The following is a 26,282-nucleotide window of genomic DNA, read 5'->3' on the forward strand; positions in this document are numbered from 1 at the left end:
TTATCATGAAAGTTAATTACAACATGTCCGCAATGGTCGCAAACAATGCTTTACAGAGAAATGACAAGCTTCTTTCTGAGTCACTTGAGAGACTCTCAAGTGGTCTAAAGATTGCAAACGCCAAGGACAACCCTTCAGGCCTTGCAATGTCCAGAAGAATGAATTCACAGATAGAAGGATTGGGAGTTGCAGGTAACAGTGCAAACGACGGTATTTCAATCGTTCAGGTTGCAGACGGAACCCTTTCCGAGATTCATGATGTTCTCCAGAGACTCAACCAGCTTGCGATTCAGGCAAGTAACGGTACTCTTACAGAGAATGACAGAATGACGATCCAGGAAGAGGTTACACAGTTGAAGCAGGAAATAGAGAGAATGGCCAACACTACTCAGTTCAATGGCCAGAACATTCTCGACGGCTCTTTTGATCTCAAGGGATATGTTACCGATGAAAACGGTAAGACAAGTAATAACATCAAGATCACAAGCTACTCAGACAATATAGAGGAGGGTAGCTATGAGATAACAGGTGTTGATGTTGATTTTGTAACGCTTACGGGAAAGACCGGAGTTGAGAAAAAAGCCATTTTAAGCGATCCTGAAGCACTTGGAAAAATAAAGCTTTTTAGAATTAATGCGGACGGATCTCATCAAGAGTACATGACAAACAATATGATGGCAAGTATAGAGGAAGATGTACTTACACTTTCTGACAACACGGGAAAGAAGATCAGTTTAAAGATTGATGAGTCTTACACAGGAAAGCTTAACCTCGAGATCACTGCAAAAGGCTCAATGACTATGCAGGTTGGAGCAAATGAAGGCCAGACACTGGATATCAGGATTCCGCAGGTATCACTTACGACACTGGCACTTAACAACCTTGACATGTCCAACAGTAAAGGTGCAAATGAAGCAATCGACAGAATAAAGAGTGCAATTGAGGGCATCAACAGTATCAGAAGCAGACTTGGTGCATATCAGAACAGGTTGGAGCATACAGTAAGCGGCCTTGATATTACAGTTGAGAATATGACAGCGGCTTATTCAAGAATCATGGATGTTGATATGGCTGAGGAGATGACGGTTTATTCCACACAGCAGGTTCTTTCTCAGGCAGGTATATCAATGATGGCGCAGGCTAATGAAAGACCTTCACAGATCCTTCAGCTTCTTCAGTAATCAGTGAGGTGAATTATGACACAGGAAAAAAAGCAGGAATTTACCCTTAAGATAACACAGGCAAACAAAACTCAGCTCATTACTATTTTGTATGAGATGGTGATCGAATATTTAAATGATGCTATCGATGCAATTGGAATCGGCAGAAAAGAAGAGGCGGAAAAGAGCCTTGGATATGCGCAGAACTGCATCGACGAACTTTTAAGATCTCTCGATCTTCGCTATGAACTTGCAAGAAATCTTCATCCGCTCTATATTTTTTTCAAAAAAGAGCTTATGCTTGCGGGAGTAACATACAGCAGTCATAAGATCTGGAGAGTTGAGCAGAATTTTAAAACTCTGAAAGAAGCTTATGAGGAGCTTGAAAAGTATGATACAAGCAGCCCAATGATGGGAAACACGCAGAAGGTTTATGCAGGTCTTACTTACGGAAGACACAGCCTTAACGAGGGAATGGCCATGGCTTCAGCGAACAGAGGATATATGGCATAACGTACCAAAATTCTGTTATACTTAATTTATATGATAAACATTTGTATTGTAGAAGATGAGGTGGCTCAGGCCGACCTTCTTAGAAACTACATACAGACCTATGGGAATAAGACCGGAAAACAGTTTGCCATTACGCATTTCACTGACGGTATCGATCTGGTGGATGAATATCGGGCACAGTTTGATATTATCCTTCTTGATATCCAGATGAAACATCTTGATGGTATGGTTGCGGCGGAAAAAATTCGCAAGGTAGATGCAGACGTGGTAATTATTTTTATTACGTCGACGGTGAGATATGCGGTTCAGGGCTATGCGGTGGATGCCCTTGGATATGTACTCAAACCCGTTCCCTACCTGCAGTTTGAGCAGTTATTTGATAAGGCTATTTCGCGCGTCATGGCCAAGAAGCAGAAGCTTTATATCAAGGTATCTGTGGATGAAAAGCAGCTGAAGCTTGATTGCGACAATATTTATTACATTGAAAGCCAGCGAAACAATGTGCAGATACATTGCGCTGACGATGACTACGTTACTGCGGGGCCGCTCAAGAAGTTTGAGGAGATGCTTGGCAGTCACGGATTCAGTAAATGTCACAATGCATATATTGTGAATCTTTCATATGTGGAAGGCGTGAGAAAGGAAGAAGTTCTTTTGACAAACGGGATTGTTCTTCCTATCAGCCGTGCACGAAAGAAAGAATTTATGATGGCGCTTACGGAAGATATTTTGTAAAAGAGGAGAATCTATGGATTTTTCATCATTCTTAGACCCAAAGGCTTTACAGGATACCCCTAGGCTTTTTACCGCTATAGCTGAATGGCTGGCGGTTTTTGTTTATTTCAATATCTATAAAAGAGACAGCCACGGCAAAGTATATGTGCTTCAATGTGCGGGTACGCTCCTTTTGCTGATGGGATTTCAGTTTGTTGCCGGAATTCTGCCGATAGAATTCTGGATTCCCAGTATGGTCGGGGCCGTGGTGCTCATGTATCTGTCTTTGTATATAGTGCTTGATATCAAGCCGAAAGATTGCGGCGTTATAACTACGCATGCCTTTGTATTGGCGGAGTTTGCAGCCAGTTTATATAAGCAACTGGAAGTGTGGGCTGTGTATCTTAACGGCAATGAGAGCATTCTGCAGTCATTTATCATTATGTTCGTGGTATTTGCGCTGACGTATAACATCTATTACCGCTTTGAACGCGGGAATTTTCCGGAAAATCGAAATCTGAATATCAATGAGCGTGAGCTTATAAGCGTTATAGCTACAGGTATCGGAGCTTTTATCATGTCCAATATAAGTTTTGTAACTACAAGGACTCCGTTCTCCGCAACTGAGAATATGCTTTATGTCCGCACTCTGGTTGACTTTGGAGGCATGCTCATGCTGATGACGGAGATGGGACGAAGAAATGAGATGGCGGCAAAGAACGAAAACGATGCCATCAATCAGTTGTTCCTTAGGCAGTATGAGCAGTATAAGCTGGCACTCGATAATTCTGAGGCGCTTCGCAAAGAAATGCATGATATGAAGCATTATGTTCTTGCTCTTAAAAATGAGGACGATCCGGAGAAAAGAGCTGAAGTACTAAATGACATGGAACAGGCAATTGCCATTCAGGAATCATTCATGAATACAGGCAATCGTGTTCTTGATGTCATACTTACCACAAAGAGTCTTCAGTGTCAGAAGAAAAATATTACACTAAATGCAATGGTTGACGGAGACGTTCTCTCCGTAATTCATGTAAAGGATATCTGTTCTCTTTTTGGCAATATCATAGATAACGCCATTGAAGCGACGCAGATGCTTGCCGATAAGGACAAACGACTTATCACGCTTTCGGTTCGAAGCCGAAATCAGTTTATTATTATAGAATGTGAGAATTACACGGATGGATCTTCGGTGCGCCTTAAAAAGAAACAGGAGCGCAGGATCTTCCGCGGTGTAAGTCTGCCCAAGACCACCAAGGCGGACAATGTCAAACACGGCTATGGGCTTAAGTCCATAGCTCAGGTTGCAGAGAAATACGGTGGAAATATGAACTGTTCCTATGAGGACGAATGGTTCAAAGTAAAAGTAATATTGTCTTATAACGAGTAGTGGAAAAAACCTTGTGAATTGCAGGATTCATGAGGCTTTTTTGCTGTTTTGCCCCAAGGCGCATTTTCTTTTTTTGCAAGTTATCACGAATAAATGACAAGTTATCCTTAATGGAACTTTTTTTACAAAGAAGCGTGTTATAACAAAAATACAGAAAAAGGAGGTACGCTTTTTTGATTGCGAAAGAAATATTATCAAAGCTTACTTTGATGGAAAAAGCTGCATTACTTAGTGGCAAAAATGAATGGGAATCAAGAGACATACCGCGTCTTGGAATACAGTCGATATCATTTGCAGACGGACCTCACGGTGTAAGAAGACAGGAGGGCGCAGGTGATCACCTCGGATTAAACGCTTCACTTCCGGCGACTTGTTTTCCGACAGCGGCAACTGTGGCAAACAGCTGGGATCCGAGTCTTGGTGAAGAAATCGGACGGGCACTCGGAGAAGAGGCCGTAGCACAGAAGGTAGATGTGCTCCTGGGACCCGGACTTAATATGAAACGCTCTCCTCTCTGTGGAAGAAATTTTGAGTACTTTTCCGAGGATCCGATCCTGGCAGGTAAGATGGCAGCGGCGTATGTGCGAGGAATACAGAGCAAGAACATCTACGCTTGTCCCAAGCACTTCGCGGTGAACTCGAGAGAATACAGACGTATGGCGATGAACGCAGTAGTTGATGAGCGAACCTTACGTGAAATATATCTTACAGCATTTGAGATAGCTGTAAAGGAAGGCGGCGCCAAGACGATCATGTCGGCGTACAACGAAGTAAACGGCGAATACGCCAATGAGAACAAACATCTCCTGGTAGATATCCTTCGTGAAGAATGGGGATTCGACGGACTTGTCGTAACCGACTGGGGCGCAAGTAACGACCATGTAGAGGGCGTTAAGTGCAGATCAAATGTCGAGATGCCCAATCCCGGACTTGATTCGGCAAGAGAGCTGATAAAGGCGGTAGAGGAAGGCCGTATCACGGAAGAAGAGATTGATCTTGCAGTTCTTCCCGTTATCGAAGCTGCTTTATATGTAAAAGATAATGATCATACAAAGGGCTTTAATAAAGACGAACATCATGCGCTTGCAAGAAAGGCAGCTGTTAATTCGGCAGTTCTATTAAAAAATGACAATGATATTCTCCCGCTTAAGCCGGGGACAAAAGTTGCACTTCGCGGACCGTTTGTAAATAAGCCAAGATATCAGGGATCCGGAAGCTCGCAGGTTAACTCGACTAAAGTTGAGACAATCGCGGAAGTAATTGAAGAGTACGATCTTGAGGTGCTTGAGGATCCAAGAGATGCAGATGTGGTGCTTTTCTTCTTCGGACTTGATGAGATAGCCGAGAGTGAAGGCGGCGATCGTTTATCAATGGATATTCCGGAATATCAGGTCAAGGAACTCAAGAATCTGGCTGCTCTTAATAACAACGTTGTAGGCGTTATGAGCGCAGGATCGGCAGTTAAGACACCCTGGTTAGATGATCTGAAAGCTTTGCTTCACGGATATTTAAGCGGACAGGCCGGTGCAACCGCATTACTTGACATTATTACGGGAAAAAGAGTTCCTACAGGAAAGTTGTCTGAGTCCTATCCCTTCTCATATACGGATTGTCCAATCGTAAATTTTGCGGCACAGGATAAGAGGAACCTGCAGTACAGAGAGGGACCTTTCATAGGCTATCGCTACTATGACACGGTGGATGTGGAAGTACAATTCCCGTTTGGATTCGGACTTTCTTATACAACATTTGAATACAGCAATCTGAAAGTTACAGACGGCGGAGTATCTTTTACCGTTACAAATACAGGAAAAATAGACGGTGCCGAGATCGCACAGTTATATGTGGGAAGAAAGCACAGCGCAGTAATTCGTCCGAGAAAAGAATTGAAAGGATTTTCGAAAGTATGGCTTAAAGCCGGAGAATCCAAGGAAGTTTCAATTTCTTTTGACGATAAGACTTTCCGTTACTTCTCGACTGTATCAAACAAGTGGGAAGTAGAAGGCGGTGAGTATCAGATCTATGTTGGCGGCAACGTGCGTGATATCGCACTGGAGGGAGCTGTCACCAAAGAAGGTACTATCACAGAAGTTCCTTATGATATCAAATCACTTGCAAGATACAGGAGCGGACAGATAAGAAATCTCCACTACGACGAGTTTGAGAAGATTTACGGTAAGGCACTTCCTGAAGAAAAGGTTGGGCCGCTTGATATAAACGATGCGCTCTGTCAGATGGAGACGGCCAAGAGTGACCTGTGCAGGCTGGTATATAAGATCCTTAAGAAAAAGCTTGATAAGTCCTATGAAAAAGGAGTTCCGGATCTCAATATCATGTTTATCTACAACATGCCGTTCCGCGCAATATGCAAGATGTCCGGAGGCATGGTATCGCGCAGCATGGTTGAGAGCATAGTGACTATCGTAAACGGACACTTTTTCAGAGGCATTGGAGGAGTAATAGTAGGATTTTTCCGAAACATGAGTGCAAATAAGAAGTATGAAAAAGAGCTTTATAGAAAATAAACAGGAGCAGAGGAATGAATCTTTGGAAACAATTTGAAGAAAAATATCCAAAGGCAGCGAAGTGGGTGCGTGAAGGAGGATTATTCGTGATCGTAAGTAATCTGATCACGGTGTTTAAGTATCTTTTGCTGACTTTCCTTCCGGGAGCATTTGCTTTTCTGGGAGACAGAGCCTTTGGATGGCCGGGAATACCGCTAACGATCGCAGGAGAAACTTTTAGCTGGAATATTTTGGGATACGATCAGGCGCACGGAGGATTGGCTTATTTTACGGCCTACATGATAGCGATGATCGTAGGAGAATGTATCAACTTCCCTATACAGAAGATATTCGTTTTCCGCAATCACGATAAGCCGGGCAAGCAGATCGCATGGTACGTAATGGCATTTATAGTGATCACATGCATTGTAAATTCCATCAACTGCATCTGGGTTGCCGTTGCAGGTAAGTTTGTTGCCCCGTGGCTTTATAACATCGGAACCACAGTACTTAACGGCGGAGTATCAATGATCGTATTTTTCTTTGTGAATAAGATCATATTCCCTGAGACTGTAAAGGAATCATAATTTGTAACTGATTTAGAGGGCGTAGTGCCTTTTAGATATTTTCTTTCATCTATTTGTAAAGGAGGAGAAGAGAGAAATGTTAAATATCAACCCCGCGGACGTCATTGCCGTCCTAAAAACAATGATACCTCAGCTGGTTATTCTCGGCGTTGTATTATTGGCAGCAATTATCACAACTCTTTCGGTAATAAAGAAACCGGAGACATTGCGTAAATTTGTACGCAAGCAGGCATGGCTTGCATTTTTCCTTACAATTGTCATTGTAATTTCCAACATATTGCTTGTTCCCATGTACTCTATGGTAAACATGGCAATGGGAGGAGGAACAATTTCCGATGAGGCTATCGAAGAGGCTAAGGCTCTTTGTACTGAAATAGCTGAAGAAGGCATCGTTATGCTTAAGAACGATGATTCAGCACTTCCTCTTGCAGAAGGCAGTAAGGTAAATGTATTTGGATGGTCATCAACAAATCCTATCTATGGTGGTACAGGATCGGGAGCTCTTTCAGATGCTTATCCGACAGTAGATTTCCTTACAGGACTTACCGATGCAGGAATCGAGTACAATCAGAACCTTGTTGATTTCTACAAAGGATGGAGAGATTCAAGACCTGTAGTTGGAATGATGGGACAGGACTGGACTATTCCGGAACCCGCGGTTTCAGATTATGAGGACCTTATCACAAGTGCTAAGGATTATTCTGATACAGCTATCTTTTTCATAGCACGTTCAGGTGGTGAGGGCGCTGATCTTCCTACTTCTTATGACGGACAGGATACATTCTCGGCAGAGGGACCTTTTGGTGCACTTGGTGTTCGCTATTCAGATCAGAAGGACGATCTTGATGCTTCCAAGTCTTACCTTGAGATCTCAAACAGAGAGAAGGCACTTCTTGATAAAGTAACATCAACATTTGACAAAGTTATTGTGGTTGTAAATTCTGCAAATGCCATGGAGCTTGGATTTGTAAAAGATTATTCTCAGATTAAGTCTGTAATCTATTGCCCCGGCACAGGTCAGACAGGTTTTGATGGTCTTGGGGAGATCATCGCAGGTAAGGTTAATCCTTCAGGAAAGACTGCTGACATTTTCCTTGCAGATCTTATGAACACACCTACATCAAACAACTTTGGTGATTTTGATTACACAAATATGAGCGAATTTGGCGTTGATAACATGTTCGCTGAGGGAGGCAAGGCATTCCCTACATTCGTAAATTATGTAGAAGGTATCTACGTAGGATATAAATTTTATGAGACAGCAGCTGTTGAAGCAGCGGCAGGCAACTATGAATTCGATTATGACGCAAATGTAATCTATCCTTTTGGATACGGACTTTCTTACACAACATTCACTCAGGAAATGGGTGAGATAAACAACGACGGTACAACAGTATCATTTGATGTAACCGTAACCAATTCAGGCAGTGTTGCAGGTAAGGATGTAGTTGAAGTTTACTTCAATCCTCCTTATACAAACGGCGGAATCGAAAAGGCGGCAGCAAACTTAGTTGCTTTTGAAAAGACTGAGACTCTTGAGCCCGGTGCTTCAACAACAGTTTCAATTTCTTTCCCTGTGGAAGATATGGCTTCATATGACACATACGGACATGGCTGCTATGTGCTTGAGGCAGGAGACTATGAGATTTCCATTAACAAGGATTCTCACAACAAGATCGCAGCTAAGACTGTAAATATCGGAACTGAAGTAGTATACGATCAAAACAACAAGCGTTCAACAGACCAGGTAGCGGCAACAAATCAGTTTGGATTCGCAGAGGGCGGTGTTACATATCTTTCACGTGCCGACGGATTCAAGAACTATGCAGAAGCTACTGCAGCACCTTCTTCCTTCGAGATGGCAGAAGAGTACAAAAAAGATTATGTAAATAACACAAATTATAGTGAAGCTAATTACAACAACGATGCAGACGTTATGCCTACAACAGGCGCTAAGAACGGCGTGAAGCTTGAGCAGCTCCGTGGTCTTGATTATGACGATCCTATGTGGGATACACTCCTTGATGAGATGAGTGTTGCAGAGATGAACACATTGATCGAGCTCGGTGGATACGAGACATCAGCAGTTGAGTCTATCGGAAAAGTCATGACTTATGACTGCGACGGCCCTGCATCTATCAACAACAACTTTACAAAACAGGGATCGATCGGATTCCCTGCAGCTGTAATGATCGCATGCACATGGAATAAGGATATAGCTCATAGATTCGGTGCTTCTATCGGACGTATGGCTAATGATATGGATGTATCAGGTTGGTATGCACCTGCAACCAACACACACAGATCTGCTTTTGCAGGACGTAACTTTGAGTATTATTCAGAAGACGGTGTACTTGCCGGCTGGATGTGCGCAAATGCAGTACAGGGTGCACGTGAGTGGGGCGTATACTCATACGTTAAGCACTTTGCTACCAACGATCAGGAGACAAACCGCACCGGACTTCTCTGCACATGGCTCAACGAGCAGTCTCTTCGTGAGATCTATCTCAAGTCATTCGAGATTGCATTTAAGAACGGTAACCCCGGTGCAACAATGGTAGCGTTTAACAATATCGGTATTGTTCCCGCTGAGGCTTGCCCTGAACTTCTAAATACAGTACTTCGTGGTGAGTGGGGATTCCGTGGATTCGCTGAGACAGATTACTTCGGTGGATACGGATACCAGGATGCAGACCGCATGATCAGAAACGGCTGTGACCTTATGCTTGCTACATACTCAACACCTGAGTCAACTGTAACAGACCAGACAAGCGCAACATCAGTGAATGCAATGAGAACTGCATCCAAGAATATCCTGTACACAGTAGTTAACAGCCGTGCTTATGACAAGGCAGTTAATACAGGACTTCCTACTTGGGTTAAGATCCTCTACGGAGTAGATGTTCTCCTTATCGGATTCATCGGATTCCTTGAGTATCGTGCAATCAAAGCATATAAGGAAAAAAAGAAAGAAACTGAGCCTGCGGTAGAGCAGCAGACACAGGAATAAGATGCACACACATACCTCTTTCTATCTAAATAAAAAATAATCGCAGAAAACTCCCCGACGGTTCATTCCGGAGGGGAGTTTTCATGTTTATCGTATAAAAGAATTTTTTATGATTTTATTTGTACCGTGTTGAATGAATCCAGGATATTTTCAGACGGTTCCTTGGTCAAAAGGCTTACGACATAAATAAATATTATGCTTACGAGGAACGCCGGTGCAAGTTCGTACAGATCCCACACGCCTCCCATCGGACGAACAAGATATTTCCAGATAAATACCATTGCTCCGCCTGATATCATTCCGGCCACTGCGCCAAATCTGTTCATTCTTTTCCAGTAAAGAGAAAGGATCATGCAAGGTCCGAATACAGCACCGAATCCCGCCCAGGCAAAAGATACGATTCCAAATACCGAGCTGTTTGGATCCCAGGCTATAATTACGCCAAAAACAGCGACAGTGATAAGCGTTATTCTTGCGGTAAACATTGCTGCGGATTCCGAAAGCTTGATACCAAAAGTTTCCTGAATGATATTTTCGGAAACAGAAGATGAAGCGGCAATAAGCTGAGAGTCTGCGGTTGACATTGTGGAGGCAAGAATGCCGGCAATTACAAGTCCTGCCAAAAGAGCAAATATGAAACTGTGCTCACTTATCTTTTGCGCCAGAACAACAATAAGCGTTTCGGCTTTGGCGGAACTTGAAAGGTTATTGTTATCAATCAGAGATCGGAGAGCACCGCTCTGCGACATTGCTCTTCCGACAACGCCAAGAAATACTGCGATCGATAATGAGAATACAACCCAGACGGAAGCGATTCTTCTTGAAAGCTTCAATTCAGAAGCGTTTCTGATAGCCATAAATCTTAGAAGTATATGCGGCATTCCAAAATAACCAAGTCCCCAGCAGAACATTGTGACCTTGGAGAACAATCCGTACGGAGAGGCTGAATTTGTTGCGTTGTTATATGTTGCGTTTACATTGATGAAGCCCGGAAGCGAAGAAATATTTTCCATAACGGCGCTTATTCCTCCGGCAGTAACAATGCCATATCCTACAACGAAGAACAGAGCGATTGTCATTACGATTGACTGAATAAAGTCAGTCTTGGATGCTGCCAGGAATCCGCCTGTTGTAGTGTAGCCGACTATGATAACGGCAGAAACGATCATAGCAAGTTGATAATTTACTCCGAATAGTGATGAAAAAAGCTTACCACAGGCAGAGAAGCCTGAAGCTGTATATGGAACAAAGAAAACAAGAATAAAGAGCGCGCCGATGCAAAGAATAATATTGCTGTTATCTTCAAAGCGCTTTTTGAAATAGTCAGGAATAGTGATCGCATCAACTTCGGCTGTGTAATTGCGAAGTCTCTTGGCGATAAACAGCCAGTTGAGGTAGGTTCCCACAATAAGACCAAACGCAGTCCATCCGGCATCGGCGATTCCTGAGAAGTAAGCAAGTCCGGGAACGCCCATAAGCAGGTAAGAACTCATGTCTGAAGCTTCAGCACTCATGGCTGTCACAAACGGTCCCAGTTTTCTTCCGCCGAGATAAAAGTCTTTTACGTCATTGGTCTCTCTTGAGCTTACGAAACCAACAAGGAGCATCATCGCCAGATAGGCGAGAATAGAAATAATAATTCCGATTTGAGATGTTGTCATTTCTTTTCCCCTTTTTTCATTATGTAGTTAGATGATTATGTAATAGTATTCTCACAATACTACATTAGCGTAATAAAGGGAAGAAGTATTTGAAAAAGTGGTGCTTAAGGAAATCTTAAGAGTATTAATTTTGATGATTTGGAAGTGAAAATTTGAATTATTGAATTTGTAAAAACATATACAGAGTAACGCAAAAATGATATATATGAAATGTAGACCTCAGGTTTTAAGCGGGTTTTGTGATGAAAATTTTATTTCATAAGATTTGGAAAAAATATTAATTGTGCAAAATGCCGAAAAGAAATTTGCCTATTTACAAACAAAAATCCAAGTGATAAATTTGTAAATCGCGAGCTCGAAAAAAACGAAAGGAGAAAATCTGATTTACGTGATTTTGATATTGTTCTTGACGGGAGCAGTATTCACAGATCTTTACAGAGATAAGATTTATAATCTCTGGGTGATACCGGGAATGATTGCCGGAATTGCGGGATCTGCGCTGGCGGGACAGAACGAATTGCTTTCTTGTCTTCAGGCGATTGGAATTACTTTTGCTATATTGCTTCCTGTGTATCTTCTTAAGGGGATTGCTGCGGGTGATGTTAAACTCTTTATGTCAGCAGCGTCTTTCCTATCCATTCAGGACACAATGTCCTGCATCATAATGGCTTTCTTTGTAGCCGGTCTGATCTCTTTGTCGATTCTCTTGTTTAAAAGAAATAAGAAAAAGACTATCCACTTCGCAGTACCTGTTCTCGTAAGTGCGATTTTTACCTTGGGAGGTGTGGTCGTATGAACAGACCTTTACTTGCAATCTGCGACACGGAAAGGGATTATTGCAGAAGACTGGATGAGTATTTGAGAGATCATCTTAATCTGTCTTTTGAGATTTGTTCATTCACCGATACGGAGATTTTTAAAGAGTTTGTAAAAGAGAAGATTCCTGCACTTTCTGTTCTGTCACAAAGTGTGTATTTAGCGCTTTCGGAGAGAGGGAGCATCAGGAATGTGGATAATATTCTGGTGCTTGACGAAGCGGTTTCCTTTGTGAATGAGGACAGAGAGCAGGAAGAAGAAAAGAATGTATGCCATATCAGTAAATATCTTCCTGCGGGAAGAATAATTGATGGCATTTTGGATTTCTGTGTAAAGATTCCCGGTAATATCGGGAATCTTGATGCAGAGAGAGTAGCAGAAAAGGTAAAACTTCTGGGACTCTTTTCCCCACTCTCAAGATGCGGTCAAACGGCGTTTGCCGTAAAGATGTGCGAAGAGCTTTCTAAGCATGGAAAAACAATGCTCCTAAACTTCGACAGCTTTTCGATGATCGCGGAAATGATGGGGCAGGATGCGGAAGAGGATATTTCGGATCTTCTTTATTACGCGGAGTGCGAAGAGAGTAAGTTTTCTGTGTATCTTGAGAGAATCAAGAGAAGCGCTAAAGGGTTTGATTTCATTCCGCCTGCAAAGACAGCGGCTATGATAAAAGAGATAACCTTTGACAGGATCAAAACTCTTACAGAGCTTCTGGCCGAAAGTGCAGGATATGAGTACATAATCCTTGATCTGTCTGAGTTCCCCGATGGTCTGTGTGATATCTTGAGAATATGTACAAGAGTATTCACCATCGTTGGAGAGGGCAGGGCTGAGAAGTATAAGTTTGAGCAATACACAAAAGTTCTTAACTTAAACGGTTATGACGATGTGCTTGCCAATACGGTAAGATGCCTTATTTCAGATGCTTCTTATGATGACTTGTCATCCTATGCAAGTAAGATGCTTGTGCGGGAGGCGATTGTAAGTGAATAATTTTGAAGAGTTAAAAACAGGCATAAAATCTAAGGTTCTGCTGGCGCTTGATTTTTCCAAAGATATTTCCGATGAGGAAATGCTTGAACTAATAGACAGAGAGCTGTTTGGAAGCACGCGCGGTCTTGCAATCTCTATGGAGTCCAGAAAAAATCTCAGACTTCAGATATTTCATTCGATAAGGAAGCTTGATGTATTACAGGAACTTGTTGATGATCCCGAAGTTACGGAAATCATGATAAACGGTGTCGATAACATCTTCACCGAGAGAAACGGAAGGATTATCAAACAAAAACTTGGATTTGAGTCCAAGGAAAAACTTGAGGACATTGTTCAGCAGATAGTTGCTTCGTGCAACCGAGTTGTAAATGAATCATCGCCCATCGTGGATGCGAGATTGTCTGACGGATCCAGGGTAAATATTGTCTTGAGCCCCGTGGCTCTCAACGGCCCGATAATAACCATCAGGAGATTTCCGGAAAATCCCATGACAATGGAAAAGCTTATTGAGTTTGGCGCGCTTACGCCATATATAAGGGATTATCTGGCACTTCTTGTAAAGGCAGGATACAACATCTTTATATCGGGTGGTACCGGTTCCGGTAAGACTACGTTTCTGAATGCTCTTTCAAATTATATTCCCAAAGATCTGAGAGTTATTACGATAGAGGACAATGCTGAACTTCAGATAAGAGAAGTTCCGAATCTCGTAAGACTTGAAGCCAGAAATGCAAATGTGGAAGGCTGTAAGGAAATTACGATAAGAGATCTCATCAAGTCTTCCCTCAGAATGAGGCCCGACTGGATAATTGTCGGCGAGGTCAGGGGAAGTGAATGCGTCGATATGCTTCAGGCCATGAATACAGGTCATATGGCGATGTCGACAGGCCATGCGAACAGCGCGGCTGATATGTTGTCGAGAATAGAGACAATGGTTCTGATGGGGATGGACATTCCGCTCTCAGCCATAAGAGGACAGATTGCCTCGGGAATTGATATTGTTGTTCATCTTGGAAGACTTCGCGACAGATCAAGGAAAGTACTTGAGATATGTGAGCTTTCGAAGGAACCGGATCCTGTTACCGGAAAGATAAAGACGAATACGATCTTTAAATTTGAAGAGACGGGAACAAAAGATGACGGCAGGATAGTCGGAGAATGGAGGAAAGTCGGTGACATTACAAACAGCGAAAAACTTTTTTCTGCAGGTATTACACTTCCGGCCTAAGATCGGTGATATTCCCGTACTGCTTCAGGGTGCGGGCATTGCGGTTCTTTTCGGGAGATTATTCTACGATTCGTGGATTGCGGCAGTATTTCTTTTGCCCCTTGTAATCCCGTGGTTCATATTTCAGAAGAAAATGGAAAAAAGGCGAATGGTACGGGTTCTGGGAATTCAGTTCAGGGATGCGATAGCGTCCGCACTTACAAGTCTTAAAGCCGGATATTCCATAGAAAATGCATTCAGAGAAGCCGGAAGGGATATGGAACTTCTTTATGGAAAAAAGAGTCCCATATGTCGGGAGCTTAAGAGAATATACAAAGGACTGGCAAATAATATCCCTTTGGAAAAGCTGATGGGAAGACTTGGGAAAGAAAGCGGGAACTCCGACATCGAGGAATTTGCAGAGGTTTTCGCCGTAGCAAAAAGAAGCGGCGGAAATATGACGGAAATTATAGGAAGAACGATTTCTGTTATTTCCAGAAAGATGGATGTTGAAAAAGAAATTGATGTTCTTATAAGTTCAAAACGTCTTGAAGCGGGAATAATGAATTTTGTGCCGTTTTTTATCATCTTATATATAAGCATCACAAGTAACGGCTTTTTTGCACCGCTGTATCACAATATTCCCGGAGTTATCATCATGACGATCTGTATGTTCGTTTATTTTGCGGCATATCTTTTATCTCAAAAAATTGTAAATATCACAATATAAGTAGTTAGGTAGTTTTATATGTTGTTTCTTTATCTGATATTCCCTTTGGGGATATTTGTCCTGTGGATCTTTTCGCGAAAAACGGAGCTTCCTTTCGATATGGAGGAGACCGGGATAAGTCGTGAATTTCTGAAGATCTCACTCTTTGTTTTCAAAAAGTTATCCATTAATGACAGGTTTTCTTCCGGTGAAAAAGTAAGGAGCTATTTAAGGACTCTCGGAAATAGGAAGAATGTTGAAAAGGCGGAGACGGAATATTATATCCGGAAGATTTCTATAGTTCTGATCATGGCGGTTGCAGGAAGTTTCCTTTCTTCACTTATGTATCTCAGTACCGTTATGGGAACCGATGTGTACAAAACTCAGGAGCTTAAAAGAAATGATTACGGCGACGGAGAATATACCAAAGAGCTTATTGCCGGCGATGATGAGGGGAAGACTGTAGGTGAAGCGACGATTCTTGTCGGGGAGCGGCTTTATACAGACAGCGAAGCGAATGAGATGTTTGAAAAAGCCAAAGAGGTGCTCTTGCAAACGGCTCTTGGAGATAATGAATCTTTTGACCATGTGACCAAAAATCTGAATCTTGTGGAAAAACTTGAAGGGTATCCTTTTCTGATTAATTGGCATATTGATGACTACGAAGTTATCCACTATGACGGGAGACTTGAAGAAGAGAATATTCCGGAAGGCGGAACAATTGTCAATCTGACTGCCGAGTGTAAGTACAACGGAAAAGTCTGGGTGCAGCAACTGTCTGCGCGACTCTTTAAAAGGGATATGACTCCAAAGGAGAAGATTGACTCGGAGCTAAAAGATCTTTTGAAGAAAGCAGAAGAAAAATCGGTCAATGACGAGTGCGTGGCGCTTCCGGAAAGTTATAACGACATTTCCATAACATGGAAGGAAAAGGTTGAAGACAACAGTCTTGTGATACTTGTCATAACGCTGATCGGAGGAGCGGCGTCATATGTGCTTAAAGATAAAGAGCTTAAGAAAGGCATAGAGAACAGGGCCGATCAGATGCTTAATGATTACCCGCAACTGGTATCACAGCTGGTTCTATATCTTGGCGCCGGTATGACGATGCGAAATATTTTTGAAAAACTTGCGCATGATTATCTTAGGAAAACCAAGAACGGTGGGAAAAAGCAATATGTTTATGAAGAGATCGTCGTTGCGGTAAGGGAATTGTCGAGCGGCGTTTCGGAGGCAGTTGTTTATGAGAATTTTGGACTGCGATGCCAGAGCAGGCAGTATACAAGGCTTGGAACGCTTCTTTCTCAGAATCTGAGGAAGGGAAACAGCGAGATGCTTACGATGTTGCAGGAAGAATCTCAAAAAGCTTTTGAAGAAAAAATGGACAGAGTAAGAAAACTCGGAGAAGAGGCGGGAACAAAACTGCTTCTTCCGATGATAATGATGCTGGTCATTGTAATGGTGATCATTATGATACCTGCGTATCTTTCTTTTTAAAAAATATATGAAAAACAGACGGAGGAAAAAATGAATTATTTAATGTTAGGTGCAAACAGAATTATGAACAAAGTTAAGGAAGGAATCCGCAAATTCTGGAGCGACGAGTCGGGAATGGGAACGGTTGAAGTAATTCTTATCATCGTGGTTCTCATCGGACTTGTAATCGTGTTCAAGCAGCAGATTGCGGGAATTGTAGAAGATGTCTTTAAGGCAATCAGGGAAGATACACGTGTTATCACGAACTAAAGGATATCTGACAGTCTTTTTATCCCTGACCATTACACTGATCATGTCTCTTATTTTGGCTTTATACAGCGGAGCCAGAATAGGAGCTGTGAAAATGAAGACAGAATGTGTGGCGGACATCTCCATGAATTCTGTCCTGGCGGAATACAGCAGAGAACTGTACAAACAGTATGGGCTTCTTATGGTTGATACCTCCTATGGAACGGGAAGGCATTCGATAACAAATACCGAAGAACATTTGAGGAAATATGCACAAAAGAATTTTGAGCCAAGTGTTGTGGGAAGGCTGACAGGAACAAGTACCATAACAAAGATGTATTGCAAGGATGCAAGGATCACGGGAAGTTCTTTTGCATCGGACAATGACGGAGCGGTTCTTAACAGGCAGATTCTTGCATACATGGCAGCAGAGCCGGTTGAAGGCATGCTTACGGATGTGGATGACAATATCAGAAAGCTGCGCGAGGCAGAGCTTGATACGACGGATGTTGAAGCGATGGCTGAGGCGAACCAGGAGGAAATCGACAGTATCGAACTTCCGACAATCATAAATGAAGAAGGCGAAGAGGAAGAAGTCAGCCTCGGTAATCCGGCGGATGCGGTCAATTCGCAGAGGGGAATCGGCGTCTTATCCCTTGCTGCAAGAGGGATAGAGATATCAAGAGCATCAACGGATCTTTCCCAATATGCGTCGAAGAGAACGAAAAATAAAGGCACGGGACTAAGAGATAATGAAGAAATATCGCTTTCTGAGAAACTTCTGATAGATGAGTATTACTGCGAAAAATGCGGGCGCTATGGCAGAGAACTTGATAAATCACTTCTAAAATATCAGCTTGAATATCTTATTTATGGGCAAAACAGCGATTACAGAAATTTGGAAAAAATGACACAGACACTTCTTTTTTGGCGAGAAGCGTCAAATTTTGCATATATGTTGGGATGTTCGGCAAAGCAAAGTGAGGCTGATCTGGTGGCAGGTGCGCTCACAGCGGTTCTCTTGGTTCCTGAGCTTAAAGACTCTGTAAAATGGTCTATTCTCTTTGCCTGGACATTTGCAGAGAGTGTGTCAGACGTAAATATACTTCTTGAAGGCGGCCGTGTCCCTCTTTTTAAAAGTGATTCCACATGGCAGCTTGGTCTTGCTGAGATGCTTCTTTTCAGAGGGAATATCGGGAAAAAGGATTGCGGCGAAGGCTTGTATTACAAAGATTATCTCAGGATGAAGCTCGGCATGACGGATCTAAAAGACAAAACATTGAGGTTCATGGACATCATTGAGATGGATATACGAAGAACTGAAGGAAATAGGGAATTTAAGATCGATCATTGCCTGGATACATTTTGCGGCGAGCTTGTTGTCGGAACAAGTTACGGATATGAGGTGAAGATAGAAAGGGTGTACGGATATGAAGAATAGCCCGGGAGCAGATAAAGGCACTTCTTTTTTTCTACCAGTAACAAAGAATAAAAAAGTAAACAAATCGTTTTTCCGGGCGATCAGAAAGATCAGAGGAGTGTCTTTACCTGCTTCTGTGACGGTGGAAGCTTCATTGGTACTTCCTATTTTCATATTCTTTTTTGCCAATATCATGGTGATGTTTAATATCATCAAGGTCCAGTCGGATTTAGAAGCGGCGCTTCACCAGACGGGTAATGAGATTGCTGTAAGAGCATTTGATGTTTCCTTTGCAGAAGATGCGGCCGGATTTGAACCGGATGCCGGAGTTGTAAAGGGCGTGATGTCGGTCGCATACGCTTCGTCCAAGATCAGAGAATATCTCGGGAGCGGAGCTGACAAAAGTTGTATAGACGGTGGTCTTGGCGGACTTGGGTTTATGAGATCCGATGTCAGAGAAGGCGGAGATATCATTGATATTGTAGTTAATTACAAAATTAAGCCGCTTATTCCCGTGGCAGGCTTTAACAAGTTTCCTGTTGAAGGCAGATATTATGGGCATGCGTGGACAGGCTATGACATTATCGGTGCCGGCGAAAATGTACTTAATGAGGAGGAGATGGTATATGTCACAGAGCATGGCGAGGCGTATCACAGGAATATAAATTGCAGTCATCTGAGGCTTAGTGTAAAGAGCACAAGCCTTTCCGGGATAGAAAAACTTCGCAACAAAGACAGAAGTAAATATTATCCCTGTGAATATTGTGCGGGGAATATTGCGGCGGGTGACGTCTTTATAACCGATTACGGGAACAGATATCACGGCAGAGTTGATTGCGCGGGGCTTAAAAGAACAATCTATACCATTTCGATATCGGAAGTCGGTGCGCGTCATCCCTGCAAAGATTGTGGATAAGAGGATTTTAATTATGATAATTCAGTTTGCGGAACTAATTGTTTTGGCTGTAATAGCAGGTGAAGATATGCGAAGCATGAATATTTCTTCGTGGAAAATATGGATATTGGCGGTTCTTTCCGTTGGAAGCGCTATGTTTGGGATGGTCATTGGGAGGTGCGATGTTTGGTGTGTTGCAGCAGCTCTTTTGCCCGGAGTAGTGCTTGTTGGATTGCATTTTGTTACCGGAAAGCAGATAGGACTCGGTGATGGTTTGGTTACTTTGAGCATAGGACCTGCTTTTGGCGCAGAGAGAGTTTTGCTTGGAATTGCAGCGGCATTTTTTGCCAGCGCACTTTTTTCACTTGTGATAATCGCGGTGCTAAGGGATAAGAGGAAAAAGAGTTATCCTTTTGTTCCGTTTATAGCCGCGGGAATGGTGGTGGCGACAATTGCGAAAATATAAAGGATATATGACGCTTGAAGCGGCGCTTGTGATACCGATGGTCATTTGTGTTATAACGCTTATTATTTTGTTTACTTATTATCTGTACGGAAGGTGCGTGTTGTCGCAGGACGCTTATATACTCGCGTTTAGGGCAAGTGTAGACAAGGACAGATATGATGCTGCGCCTGAAAGTACAGTCAACGCCAAAAAAGACAGAGTAGTCGGGAAAAAATATTTTGGAAGCACAAAACCGCAGTTTCATGTAACTACCGGGGCGTCAGGAAAAGAAATCAAGGTAGAGGCGGACGCAAGGATAAGAGCCGGAGCGATGGGAGATTATTTTTTGAAACCAAGATCCGGTTGGGAATTCAAGGCAGGGCAGAAGGCCAAGTGTCTTGAACAGGTGAAGCATATTCGAAGAATGACAAGGCTTAAAGATATTATTAAAGGATGGGAATGAAAGTGGAATACAAATATTATAAAGATTTAAAACACAGTTATATTATCGCTTCCTGTAATGATGTGAGTGAAGAAGAGCTTGGGGGATACAAGCTTAAGATAGCTGAGAACGGAAGAATCAAAAAGCTCCTTCCCGTAAGTCTCAGAAAGATTGATCTGGAACAGCTTCTTTATTATGAAGTCAGCTCAATGGTAAGTCTTGGGGACAGATTTTCTTCAAAAGGAATGGGCGCGGAGGAATTAAAAAGTTTTTTGCGTGATATGAAAGAAATGCTTGATGGGCTTTCAGAATATCTGCTCGGAGAAGAGGGAGTTCTTTTTGACATAGAAAATATCTATGTAAATATTTCTTCGGGGGAATGCAGATTCATGTATTATCCGTTTGACGGAGAGCAAAAGAGTTTTGCGGATTTCACGGAACAACTCCTTGATCTGACGGATCATGACGATGAGGGAGCAATTGAAATCGCATATAATCTCTGCGAGTTATCCAAGGAAGAAGGAATTCTCCTTCCGCAGCTTATCGATGAAGTCCTTAAAGAAAAGAGGTCTATTGAAGAACCTGTAGCCGGGAAAGAGCCTGACTATGATGAGGCGGATGAGTTTGATTACGATTATGAAGATGACGATGAAGACGGGGAATATGAAGAAAAAGAGCCACGCGGCTTAAAAGCACGAAGCAAATTGATCTTTGCCTTTTTGTTTGCCGGAGTCAGCGCAGCTATAACATATGTCAGAATGAATTTTATCTTATCGGAACTTGAGAACCTTCTCTCTATAGGTGTCATTTTGGTCTCTGTGGGGACGGGGTTAGCAGCTCTTTTTACCGGAATCAGGGATTTGAAAAAAGAAGGATTCAGAAGCTTCAAAGACAGAGATGAGCAGGAGTTTGATGATGATGAATATGAAGGCTATGAAGATTATGATGATTCTCCGGCAAGGGAATTTAAAGCGTCATACAAAGCGCCGATTAGGATAACTTCGTCAGTAAAAGATGTTGAAAGAGCGGCGGCAGCTGAAGAAACAACGCTTCTTGCTGAAGAAGACACGGGAGAAATGACGCTGTACAGCAGAAATGCAGATAAGACATTTAGGATTCCTCTTGATAACCTGCCTATAACTATAGGAAAGCTTGAAGGATACGTTGATACTGTAATTAAAGATATGAGCATATCGAGGATTCATTGCAGATTCAGCAGAGAAGGGGAAAAGATCGTGGTTTCGGATCTGGGGTCAACGAACGGAACATATAAGAACGGATTAAAGCTCGGACCCAAAGTCAAGGTACCGATAGAAGAGGGGGATGAAATAAAGATAGGCCGAATTTGCTTTGACTTACGATAACTCTGAAAAATATATGTTATAATACCCTTAACCGGTTGGAGGGGTTCTAATGAAGATTAATATCTATTACGGCGGAAGGGGAATTATCGACGATCCCACTTTGTATGTTATTTCTCAGATTACGACAGTTTTGCAGGAGCTTAATGTAAAGGTTCAGCAATATAATCTATATGAGCAGAAGAATGGAATTACGGCACTTCCGAATACTCTTAAGGATGCAGACGGAATTATCCTTGCATCTACAGTTGAGTGGTTCGGTGTAGGCGGATATATGATGCAGTTTCTTGATGCGTGCTGGTTGTACGGAGATAAAGAAAAGATCAAGACAATCTACATGGCGCCTGTTGTAATGTCCACAACTCACGGAGAAAGAGAAGGAATGACGAATCTTTCTGCTGCGTGGGAGATGCTTGGTGGACTTCCCTGCGAAGGTATCTGTGGATATATTGCAGATACTACAAAGCTTGAAAACAGCTCTGAGTATTCAAAGATAATAGATAAGAAGGCGGAGAATATATATAGGACGATCAATCAGAAGATGCCTGTATTTCCTGCAAGTAATCGCGCGGTTATCAATAAAGTAGCCGTTGCCAACAGTATAGATCTGACACCGCAGGAATCGGAACAGCTTTCTGAGTATGCATCCGATGACAGATTTGTAAAAAAACAGAAAGAAGATCTTCAGGAACTTGCCAGCATATTCAGGGATAAGATGGGACAGGATGAAACAACGTCCGGAAATTCCGAGGAGTATGCGAAGAAACTTCAAAATTCATTCAGGCCGGTAGCAGGTATAAATGCGAGGTTTAAAGTTCTTTTTGCTGATAATCCGAGATTAAAGCCTGTAGTCATAGATGTTGCGAACAGCAGATGTGAGTGTTCCGCAGGCGAAAGCGGCGAATGTGATGTTATTATAACGACAGATCAGAGAGTCTTTGTGGATATCCTCGACGGAAGAATTACATTCCAAAGGGCATTTATGGATGGAAGTATTAAAATGAAAGGCGATTTCAAGCTTCTTAGAAGTATGGATCAGCTTTTTAGTCTTATGGAGGAATAATCGAAGGATATGTCTGAAGAAATGTCTGATGCTCAGGTTCAGAACAGCCAGGAAGAGTTCTGGGAAGAGCAGAGAAGAATATATAAAAAGGCGTATGTTACTATTGCACTTATTGTAATAAATGCCATTGCTTTTATTTTGTGTACCACCGATCTGGGCTATATCATTTACGATAAAGGTGCACTGATGCTGAGTGATTTTGACTCGAATTGGGGGAAGTTCAGAACTTTTACTTCAATGTTCCTGCATGCTGATATGGAACATCTCGCAAGTAATATGTTTATGCTGATACTCCTTGGCGGAGTTATAGAAAACTATACAGGTCATGCTTATTATCTTTTAATGTATTTAATGTCCGGAATCTTTGGGAATCTTTTTTCGCTTGGATTTGAACAACTTTTTGGAATAGATAGAATATCTGTTGGCGCAAGTGGTGCTATAATGGGCAATGTAGGTTTCCTTGCATTGTGGCTCCTTGCGGGTGGAAAGGCGAAAAGGAAGATGCCTAACCTCAAATACAGGCTGATCGTGTTTGGGCTGTATATAATACAGACTTGTTTTATACAAGAGGGTGCCAATACGCAGGCGCACTTTGGCGGCTTCCTGATGGGAGTGTTCATGGGCGTCATTAACATAATTATATTTAAGAACAAAAAGAAAATGGAGGGTTTGGCATAATGAGTGATTGCATCTTTTGTAAGATAGCAAACGGAGAGATTCCGTCAAATACTATTTATGAGAATGAGGATTTCAGAGTAATACTTGATAATGGCCCTGCTACAAAGGGACATGCTTTGGTGCTTCCCAAAAAGCACTATGCAGATCTTTTTGAAATTCCCGATGACGTTCTTGCTAAGGCGGTTCAGACAGGAAAGATAGTTGCAACTATGCTCAAAGAAAAGCTTGGATGTGACGGAGTTAATCTTGTTCAGAATAATGGCGCTGCGGCCGGACAGACAGTTATGCACTACCATTTACATGTGATTCCCAGATATGAAAATGACGGACAGCATATTTTGTGGAAGCCCACAAGTCCTTCAGCTGAAGAACTTGTTGAAATTAAAAATACGATAATAGGTTAATACAAGGGGAAATTTAATGCGTGAGATCAATGTTTCGGAAGTTACCGAAGCTGTTAAAAATATGTGCATAGACGCAAACTATGCACTTTCTGATGATATGAAAAAAGCTCTTGAGTCTGCTCAGAAAGAGGAAGTGTCAGAGCTTGGAAAACAGATTTTTTCACAACTTGAGGAAAATCTAGAAATAGCGGCAAACGACCAAATTCCTATCTGTCAGGATACGGGAATGGCAGTGTTTTTCTTTAAGGTTGGCCAGGATGTTCATTTCACCGGCGGAAATCTCGGAGATGCGATAAATGAAGGCGTAAAGCAGGGATATACGGAAGGATATCTCAGAAAATCTGTAGTCGGAGATCCTCTTATAAGAGTAAATACTAAAGATAATACACCGGCAATCGTGCATTATGACATTGTTCCGGGAGATAAGGTGACGATTACATGCGCTCCCAAAGGATTTGGAAGCGAGAATATGAGCAGAGTTTTTATGTTAAAGCCTGCAGACGGAGAAGAAGGTGTAAAAGAAGCTGTTCTTCGTGCTGTTAAGGATGCCGGTCCCAACGCGTGTCCTCCTATGGTTGTAGGTGTAGGAATTGGCGGAACATTCGAAAAATGTGCAGAGATGGCAAAAGAAGCTCTCACAAGACCTGTCGGAAGTCATTCGGATAAAGAACATATCAAAGCTATGGAAGAGGAACTGCTTGAGAGAATCAATAAAACAGGGATCGGCCCTGCCGGACTTGGCGGTAAGATGACTGCTCTTGCGGTAAATATCAATACATATGCTACACATATTGCAGGACTTCCTGTTGCGGTGAATATATGCTGCCACGTCAACAGGCATGTTACCGTTACTTTGTAATATTTTAAGAAGTATTGATGGGATAGGTTTTTCCCTATAATATAGAAAATTTGAAAAGGAATTGACATGAATAAAGAGATACAGGCTCCTATAAGTGCGGAAGTAGTTAAAGAACTGAGCGCCGGAGATATGGTATATATTACCGGAACTATTTATACTGCCCGTGATGCTGCTCATAAAAGAATGGATGAAGCGCTCGCTGAGGGAAAAGAACTACCTATAGATGTGAAAGGCAATCTTATTTATTATATGGGACCTTCGCCTGCGAGAGAGGGAAGGCCGATTGGCTCTGCGGGTCCTACAACAGCCAGCAGAATGGATAAATATGCGCCAAAGCTCCTTGACCTTGGGCTTGGCGGAATGATCGGAAAAGGTAAGAGATCTAAAGATGTATCGGATGCTATAGTAAGAAACGGATCGGTTTATTTTGCTGCTATCGGAGGAGCCGGAGCTCTTCTTTCAAAAGCAATTGTAGAATCTGAAGTTGTTGCATATGAAGATCTCGGGACAGAGGCGATAAGAAAGCTCAAAGTAGAGAAATTCCCTGCAATCGTCGTTATTGATTCAAAGGGAAATAATCTTTATGAGACAGCGGATAAATTGTATAATAAAGAAAACGAATAAAAGCGAATAAAAGAATTGACAAAGGATATATGACTTTGTATAATTACTTTTGCGTCTTGGCTGTTAGCCAAGAGAATTCAAACCATATTTGGTAGAGGGATTCAGGCATGGAGAAATACTCAAGTGGCTGAAGAGGCGCCCCTGCTAAGGGTGTAGACCGTTCGCGCGGTGCGCGGGTTCAAATCCCGCTTTCTCCGTTGAAATGAGACACTACTTACTGGCAATGTCAGTGAGTAGTGTTTTTTGTTTGATAGGAATTTCCTATCAAACAAAAAATAAAATTGGGTATGCAATTTATTGGAATCGGAATTATTTTATTTTAAAAGAAACAGGGCATATATTGAGAAAAAAGCCAATATTTTTTGCGGGACAAATTAAAATAATTTCATGAATCTTTTGTACAAAAGAGATATTTTAGAGCAAATGCAGAAATCATGGCCGAAAAAAGCCACTCTCTATAGTGGTTTGAGGCACGACTTGACACAATATGTTGTGTTTGGAATTTTTTTTAAAATTTCTCAAAAAAGTTGTTGCATTTGTATATACCCTTTGCTATAATAACTTTTGCCCGCTTGAGAGAGGGGCTGAAAACCGCAGAACTAAGCGGGTTTCATAAAAACTTTGAAAAAAAGTTTAAAAAAGTTCTTGACAAAGCATTTCAACTATGTTATTATGAATGAGTTGCGGCGCTGAGCTGCAAGAACAAAGAACCTTGACAAATAAACAGTAATGCAACCCTGAAAGATTCCAAGAGAATAATTCAGAAAAATGTAAATTAACGGACAGAACGAAAAGCCAAGCTTAAGTTCTTAGCCGGATTAAACTTTTAAACGTGAGAGTTCGATCCTGGCTCAGGATGAACGCTGGCGGCGTGCCTAACACATGCAAGTCGAACGGAGATTTAACGCTGATGAAGCTTCGGCAGATTCTTGTTAAATCTTAGTGGCGGACGGGTGAGTAACGCGTGGGCAACCTGCCTCATACTGGGGGATAACAGCTGGAAACGACTGTTAATACCGCATAAGCGCACGGTATCGCATGATACAGTGTGAAAAACTCCGGTGGTATGAGATGGGCCCGCGTCAGATTAGCCAGTTGG

General features: G+C 42.2%; 24 protein-coding genes, 1 tRNA gene and 1 rRNA gene. 25 read left to right on the forward strand and 1 reads right to left on the reverse strand.

Features of this window, described 5'->3' with window-relative positions:
* Positions 1 to 5 precede the first annotated feature (5 nt).
* The 7 genes from T356_RS0104615 (at position 6) to T356_RS0104645 (ending at position 9,881) form a co-directional block, all read left to right on the forward strand.
* Entirely contained in the window at positions 6 to 1,181 is a 1,176-nt protein-coding gene (locus T356_RS0104615) for a flagellin N-terminal helical domain-containing protein (RefSeq protein WP_026513482.1), read from the forward strand.
* A 15-nt stretch (positions 1,182 to 1,196) separates the two neighbouring features.
* Positions 1,197 to 1,673 (forward strand): flagellar export chaperone FliS, encoded by a 477-nt coding sequence (locus T356_RS0104620; protein ID WP_026513483.1) that lies wholly within the window; start codon positions 1,197 to 1,199, stop codon positions 1,671 to 1,673.
* A gap of 30 nt (positions 1,674 to 1,703) precedes the next feature.
* Positions 1,704 to 2,408, forward strand: coding sequence for a LytR/AlgR family response regulator transcription factor (locus tag T356_RS0104625; RefSeq protein ID WP_026513484.1), 705 nt, complete (start codon positions 1,704 to 1,706; stop codon positions 2,406 to 2,408).
* 13 nt (positions 2,409 to 2,421) lie between these two features.
* Positions 2,422 to 3,780, forward strand: a complete 1,359-nt coding sequence (locus tag T356_RS0104630; RefSeq protein WP_026513485.1) for a sensor histidine kinase — start codon at positions 2,422 to 2,424, stop codon at positions 3,778 to 3,780.
* Between the two features lie 173 nt (positions 3,781 to 3,953).
* Entirely contained in the window at positions 3,954 to 6,305 is a 2,352-nt protein-coding gene (locus T356_RS0104635) for a glycoside hydrolase family 3 C-terminal domain-containing protein (protein ID WP_026513486.1), read from the forward strand.
* Between the two features lie 14 nt (positions 6,306 to 6,319).
* On the forward strand, positions 6,320 to 6,871 hold the full coding sequence (locus T356_RS0104640) for a GtrA family protein (protein ID WP_026513487.1): 552 nt from the start codon (positions 6,320 to 6,322) through the stop codon (positions 6,869 to 6,871).
* A gap of 76 nt (positions 6,872 to 6,947) precedes the next feature.
* Complete coding sequence (locus tag T356_RS0104645; protein WP_026513488.1) at positions 6,948 to 9,881, forward strand: glycoside hydrolase family 3 protein; 2,934 nt, start codon at positions 6,948 to 6,950, stop codon at positions 9,879 to 9,881.
* Between the two features lie 107 nt (positions 9,882 to 9,988).
* Here the strand turns inward: T356_RS0104645 and T356_RS0104650 are convergent, their stop codons facing one another.
* A complete protein-coding gene (locus T356_RS0104650) occupies positions 9,989 to 11,542 on the reverse strand; it encodes a sodium/proline symporter (protein ID WP_026513489.1) in 1,554 nt (517 codons plus the stop codon).
* Positions 11,543 to 11,930: 388 nt separating this feature from the next.
* Between T356_RS0104650 and T356_RS20170 the strand changes: the two genes are divergently transcribed.
* The 18 genes from T356_RS20170 to T356_RS0104740 all read left to right on the forward strand — a co-directional run.
* Complete coding sequence (locus T356_RS20170; RefSeq protein ID WP_197020874.1) at positions 11,931 to 12,338, forward strand: prepilin peptidase; 408 nt, start codon at positions 11,931 to 11,933, stop codon at positions 12,336 to 12,338.
* Positions 12,335 to 13,351 (forward strand): hypothetical protein, encoded by a 1,017-nt coding sequence (locus tag T356_RS0104660; RefSeq protein WP_026513490.1) that lies wholly within the window; start codon positions 12,335 to 12,337, stop codon positions 13,349 to 13,351. Before T356_RS20170 ends, T356_RS0104660 begins: the two co-directional genes overlap by 4 nt.
* A gap of 79 nt (positions 13,352 to 13,430) precedes the next feature.
* Positions 13,431 to 14,579 carry a CpaF family protein gene (locus tag T356_RS0104665; protein WP_081777746.1) on the forward strand — a complete coding sequence of 383 codons (1,149 nt, stop codon included), beginning with the start codon at positions 13,431 to 13,433 and terminating at the stop codon, positions 14,577 to 14,579.
* A complete protein-coding gene (locus T356_RS0104670; RefSeq protein ID WP_051563148.1) occupies positions 14,524 to 15,288 on the forward strand; it encodes a type II secretion system F family protein in 765 nt (254 codons plus the stop codon). Before T356_RS0104665 ends, T356_RS0104670 begins: the two co-directional genes overlap by 56 nt.
* 99 nt (positions 15,289 to 15,387) lie before the next feature.
* Entirely contained in the window at positions 15,388 to 16,764 is a 1,377-nt protein-coding gene (locus T356_RS0104675) for a type II secretion system F family protein (protein ID WP_197020875.1), read from the forward strand.
* 30 nt (positions 16,765 to 16,794) lie between these two features.
* Entirely contained in the window at positions 16,795 to 17,013 is a 219-nt protein-coding gene (locus T356_RS0104680; protein ID WP_051563149.1) for a Flp1 family type IVb pilin, read from the forward strand.
* 94 nt (positions 17,014 to 17,107) lie between these two features.
* Positions 17,108 to 18,433 (forward strand): DUF5702 domain-containing protein, encoded by a 1,326-nt coding sequence (locus tag T356_RS0104685; RefSeq protein ID WP_026513495.1) that lies wholly within the window; start codon positions 17,108 to 17,110, stop codon positions 18,431 to 18,433.
* Positions 18,423 to 19,328 (forward strand): TadE/TadG family type IV pilus assembly protein, encoded by a 906-nt coding sequence (locus tag T356_RS20175; protein ID WP_051563150.1) that lies wholly within the window; start codon positions 18,423 to 18,425, stop codon positions 19,326 to 19,328. Before T356_RS0104685 ends, T356_RS20175 begins: the two co-directional genes overlap by 11 nt.
* A gap of 13 nt (positions 19,329 to 19,341) precedes the next feature.
* On the forward strand, positions 19,342 to 19,773 hold the full coding sequence (locus T356_RS0104695; protein ID WP_026513496.1) for a prepilin peptidase: 432 nt from the start codon (positions 19,342 to 19,344) through the stop codon (positions 19,771 to 19,773).
* Positions 19,760 to 20,215, forward strand: a complete 456-nt coding sequence (locus T356_RS0104700) for a TadE family protein (protein WP_026513497.1) — start codon at positions 19,760 to 19,762, stop codon at positions 20,213 to 20,215. Before T356_RS0104695 ends, T356_RS0104700 begins: the two co-directional genes overlap by 14 nt.
* A gap of 2 nt (positions 20,216 to 20,217) precedes the next feature.
* Positions 20,218 to 21,558: a DUF6382 domain-containing protein gene (locus T356_RS0104705; RefSeq protein ID WP_197020876.1), complete on the forward strand. Its 1,341-nt coding sequence runs from the start codon at positions 20,218 to 20,220 to the stop codon at positions 21,556 to 21,558.
* Between the two features lie 49 nt (positions 21,559 to 21,607).
* Positions 21,608 to 22,618, forward strand: a complete 1,011-nt coding sequence (locus T356_RS0104710; protein WP_026513499.1) for an SCP2 sterol-binding domain-containing protein — start codon at positions 21,608 to 21,610, stop codon at positions 22,616 to 22,618.
* 9 nt (positions 22,619 to 22,627) lie between these two features.
* Positions 22,628 to 23,296: a rhomboid family intramembrane serine protease gene (locus T356_RS20180; protein ID WP_051563151.1), complete on the forward strand. Its 669-nt coding sequence runs from the start codon at positions 22,628 to 22,630 to the stop codon at positions 23,294 to 23,296.
* Positions 23,296 to 23,700, forward strand: coding sequence for an HIT family protein (locus tag T356_RS0104720; RefSeq protein ID WP_026513500.1), 405 nt, complete (start codon positions 23,296 to 23,298; stop codon positions 23,698 to 23,700). The genes T356_RS20180 and T356_RS0104720 overlap by 1 nt, the downstream gene beginning before the upstream one ends.
* 16 nt (positions 23,701 to 23,716) lie before the next feature.
* Positions 23,717 to 24,559: a fumarate hydratase gene (locus T356_RS0104725; RefSeq protein ID WP_026513501.1), complete on the forward strand. Its 843-nt coding sequence runs from the start codon at positions 23,717 to 23,719 to the stop codon at positions 24,557 to 24,559.
* Positions 24,560 to 24,625: 66 nt separating this feature from the next.
* On the forward strand, positions 24,626 to 25,183 hold the full coding sequence (locus T356_RS0104730) for a Fe-S-containing hydro-lyase (protein ID WP_026513502.1): 558 nt from the start codon (positions 24,626 to 24,628) through the stop codon (positions 25,181 to 25,183).
* Positions 25,184 to 25,292: 109 nt separating this feature from the next.
* A tRNA-Ser gene (locus T356_RS0104735) sits at positions 25,293 to 25,380 on the forward strand.
* Positions 25,381 to 26,011: 631 nt separating this feature from the next.
* Positions 26,012 to 26,282 (forward strand): 16S ribosomal RNA (locus T356_RS0104740); the annotation flags it as partial.

It is taken from the genome of Butyrivibrio sp. LB2008 (assembly GCF_000621565.1).
GTDB lineage: Bacteria > Bacillota > Clostridia > Lachnospirales > Lachnospiraceae > Butyrivibrio.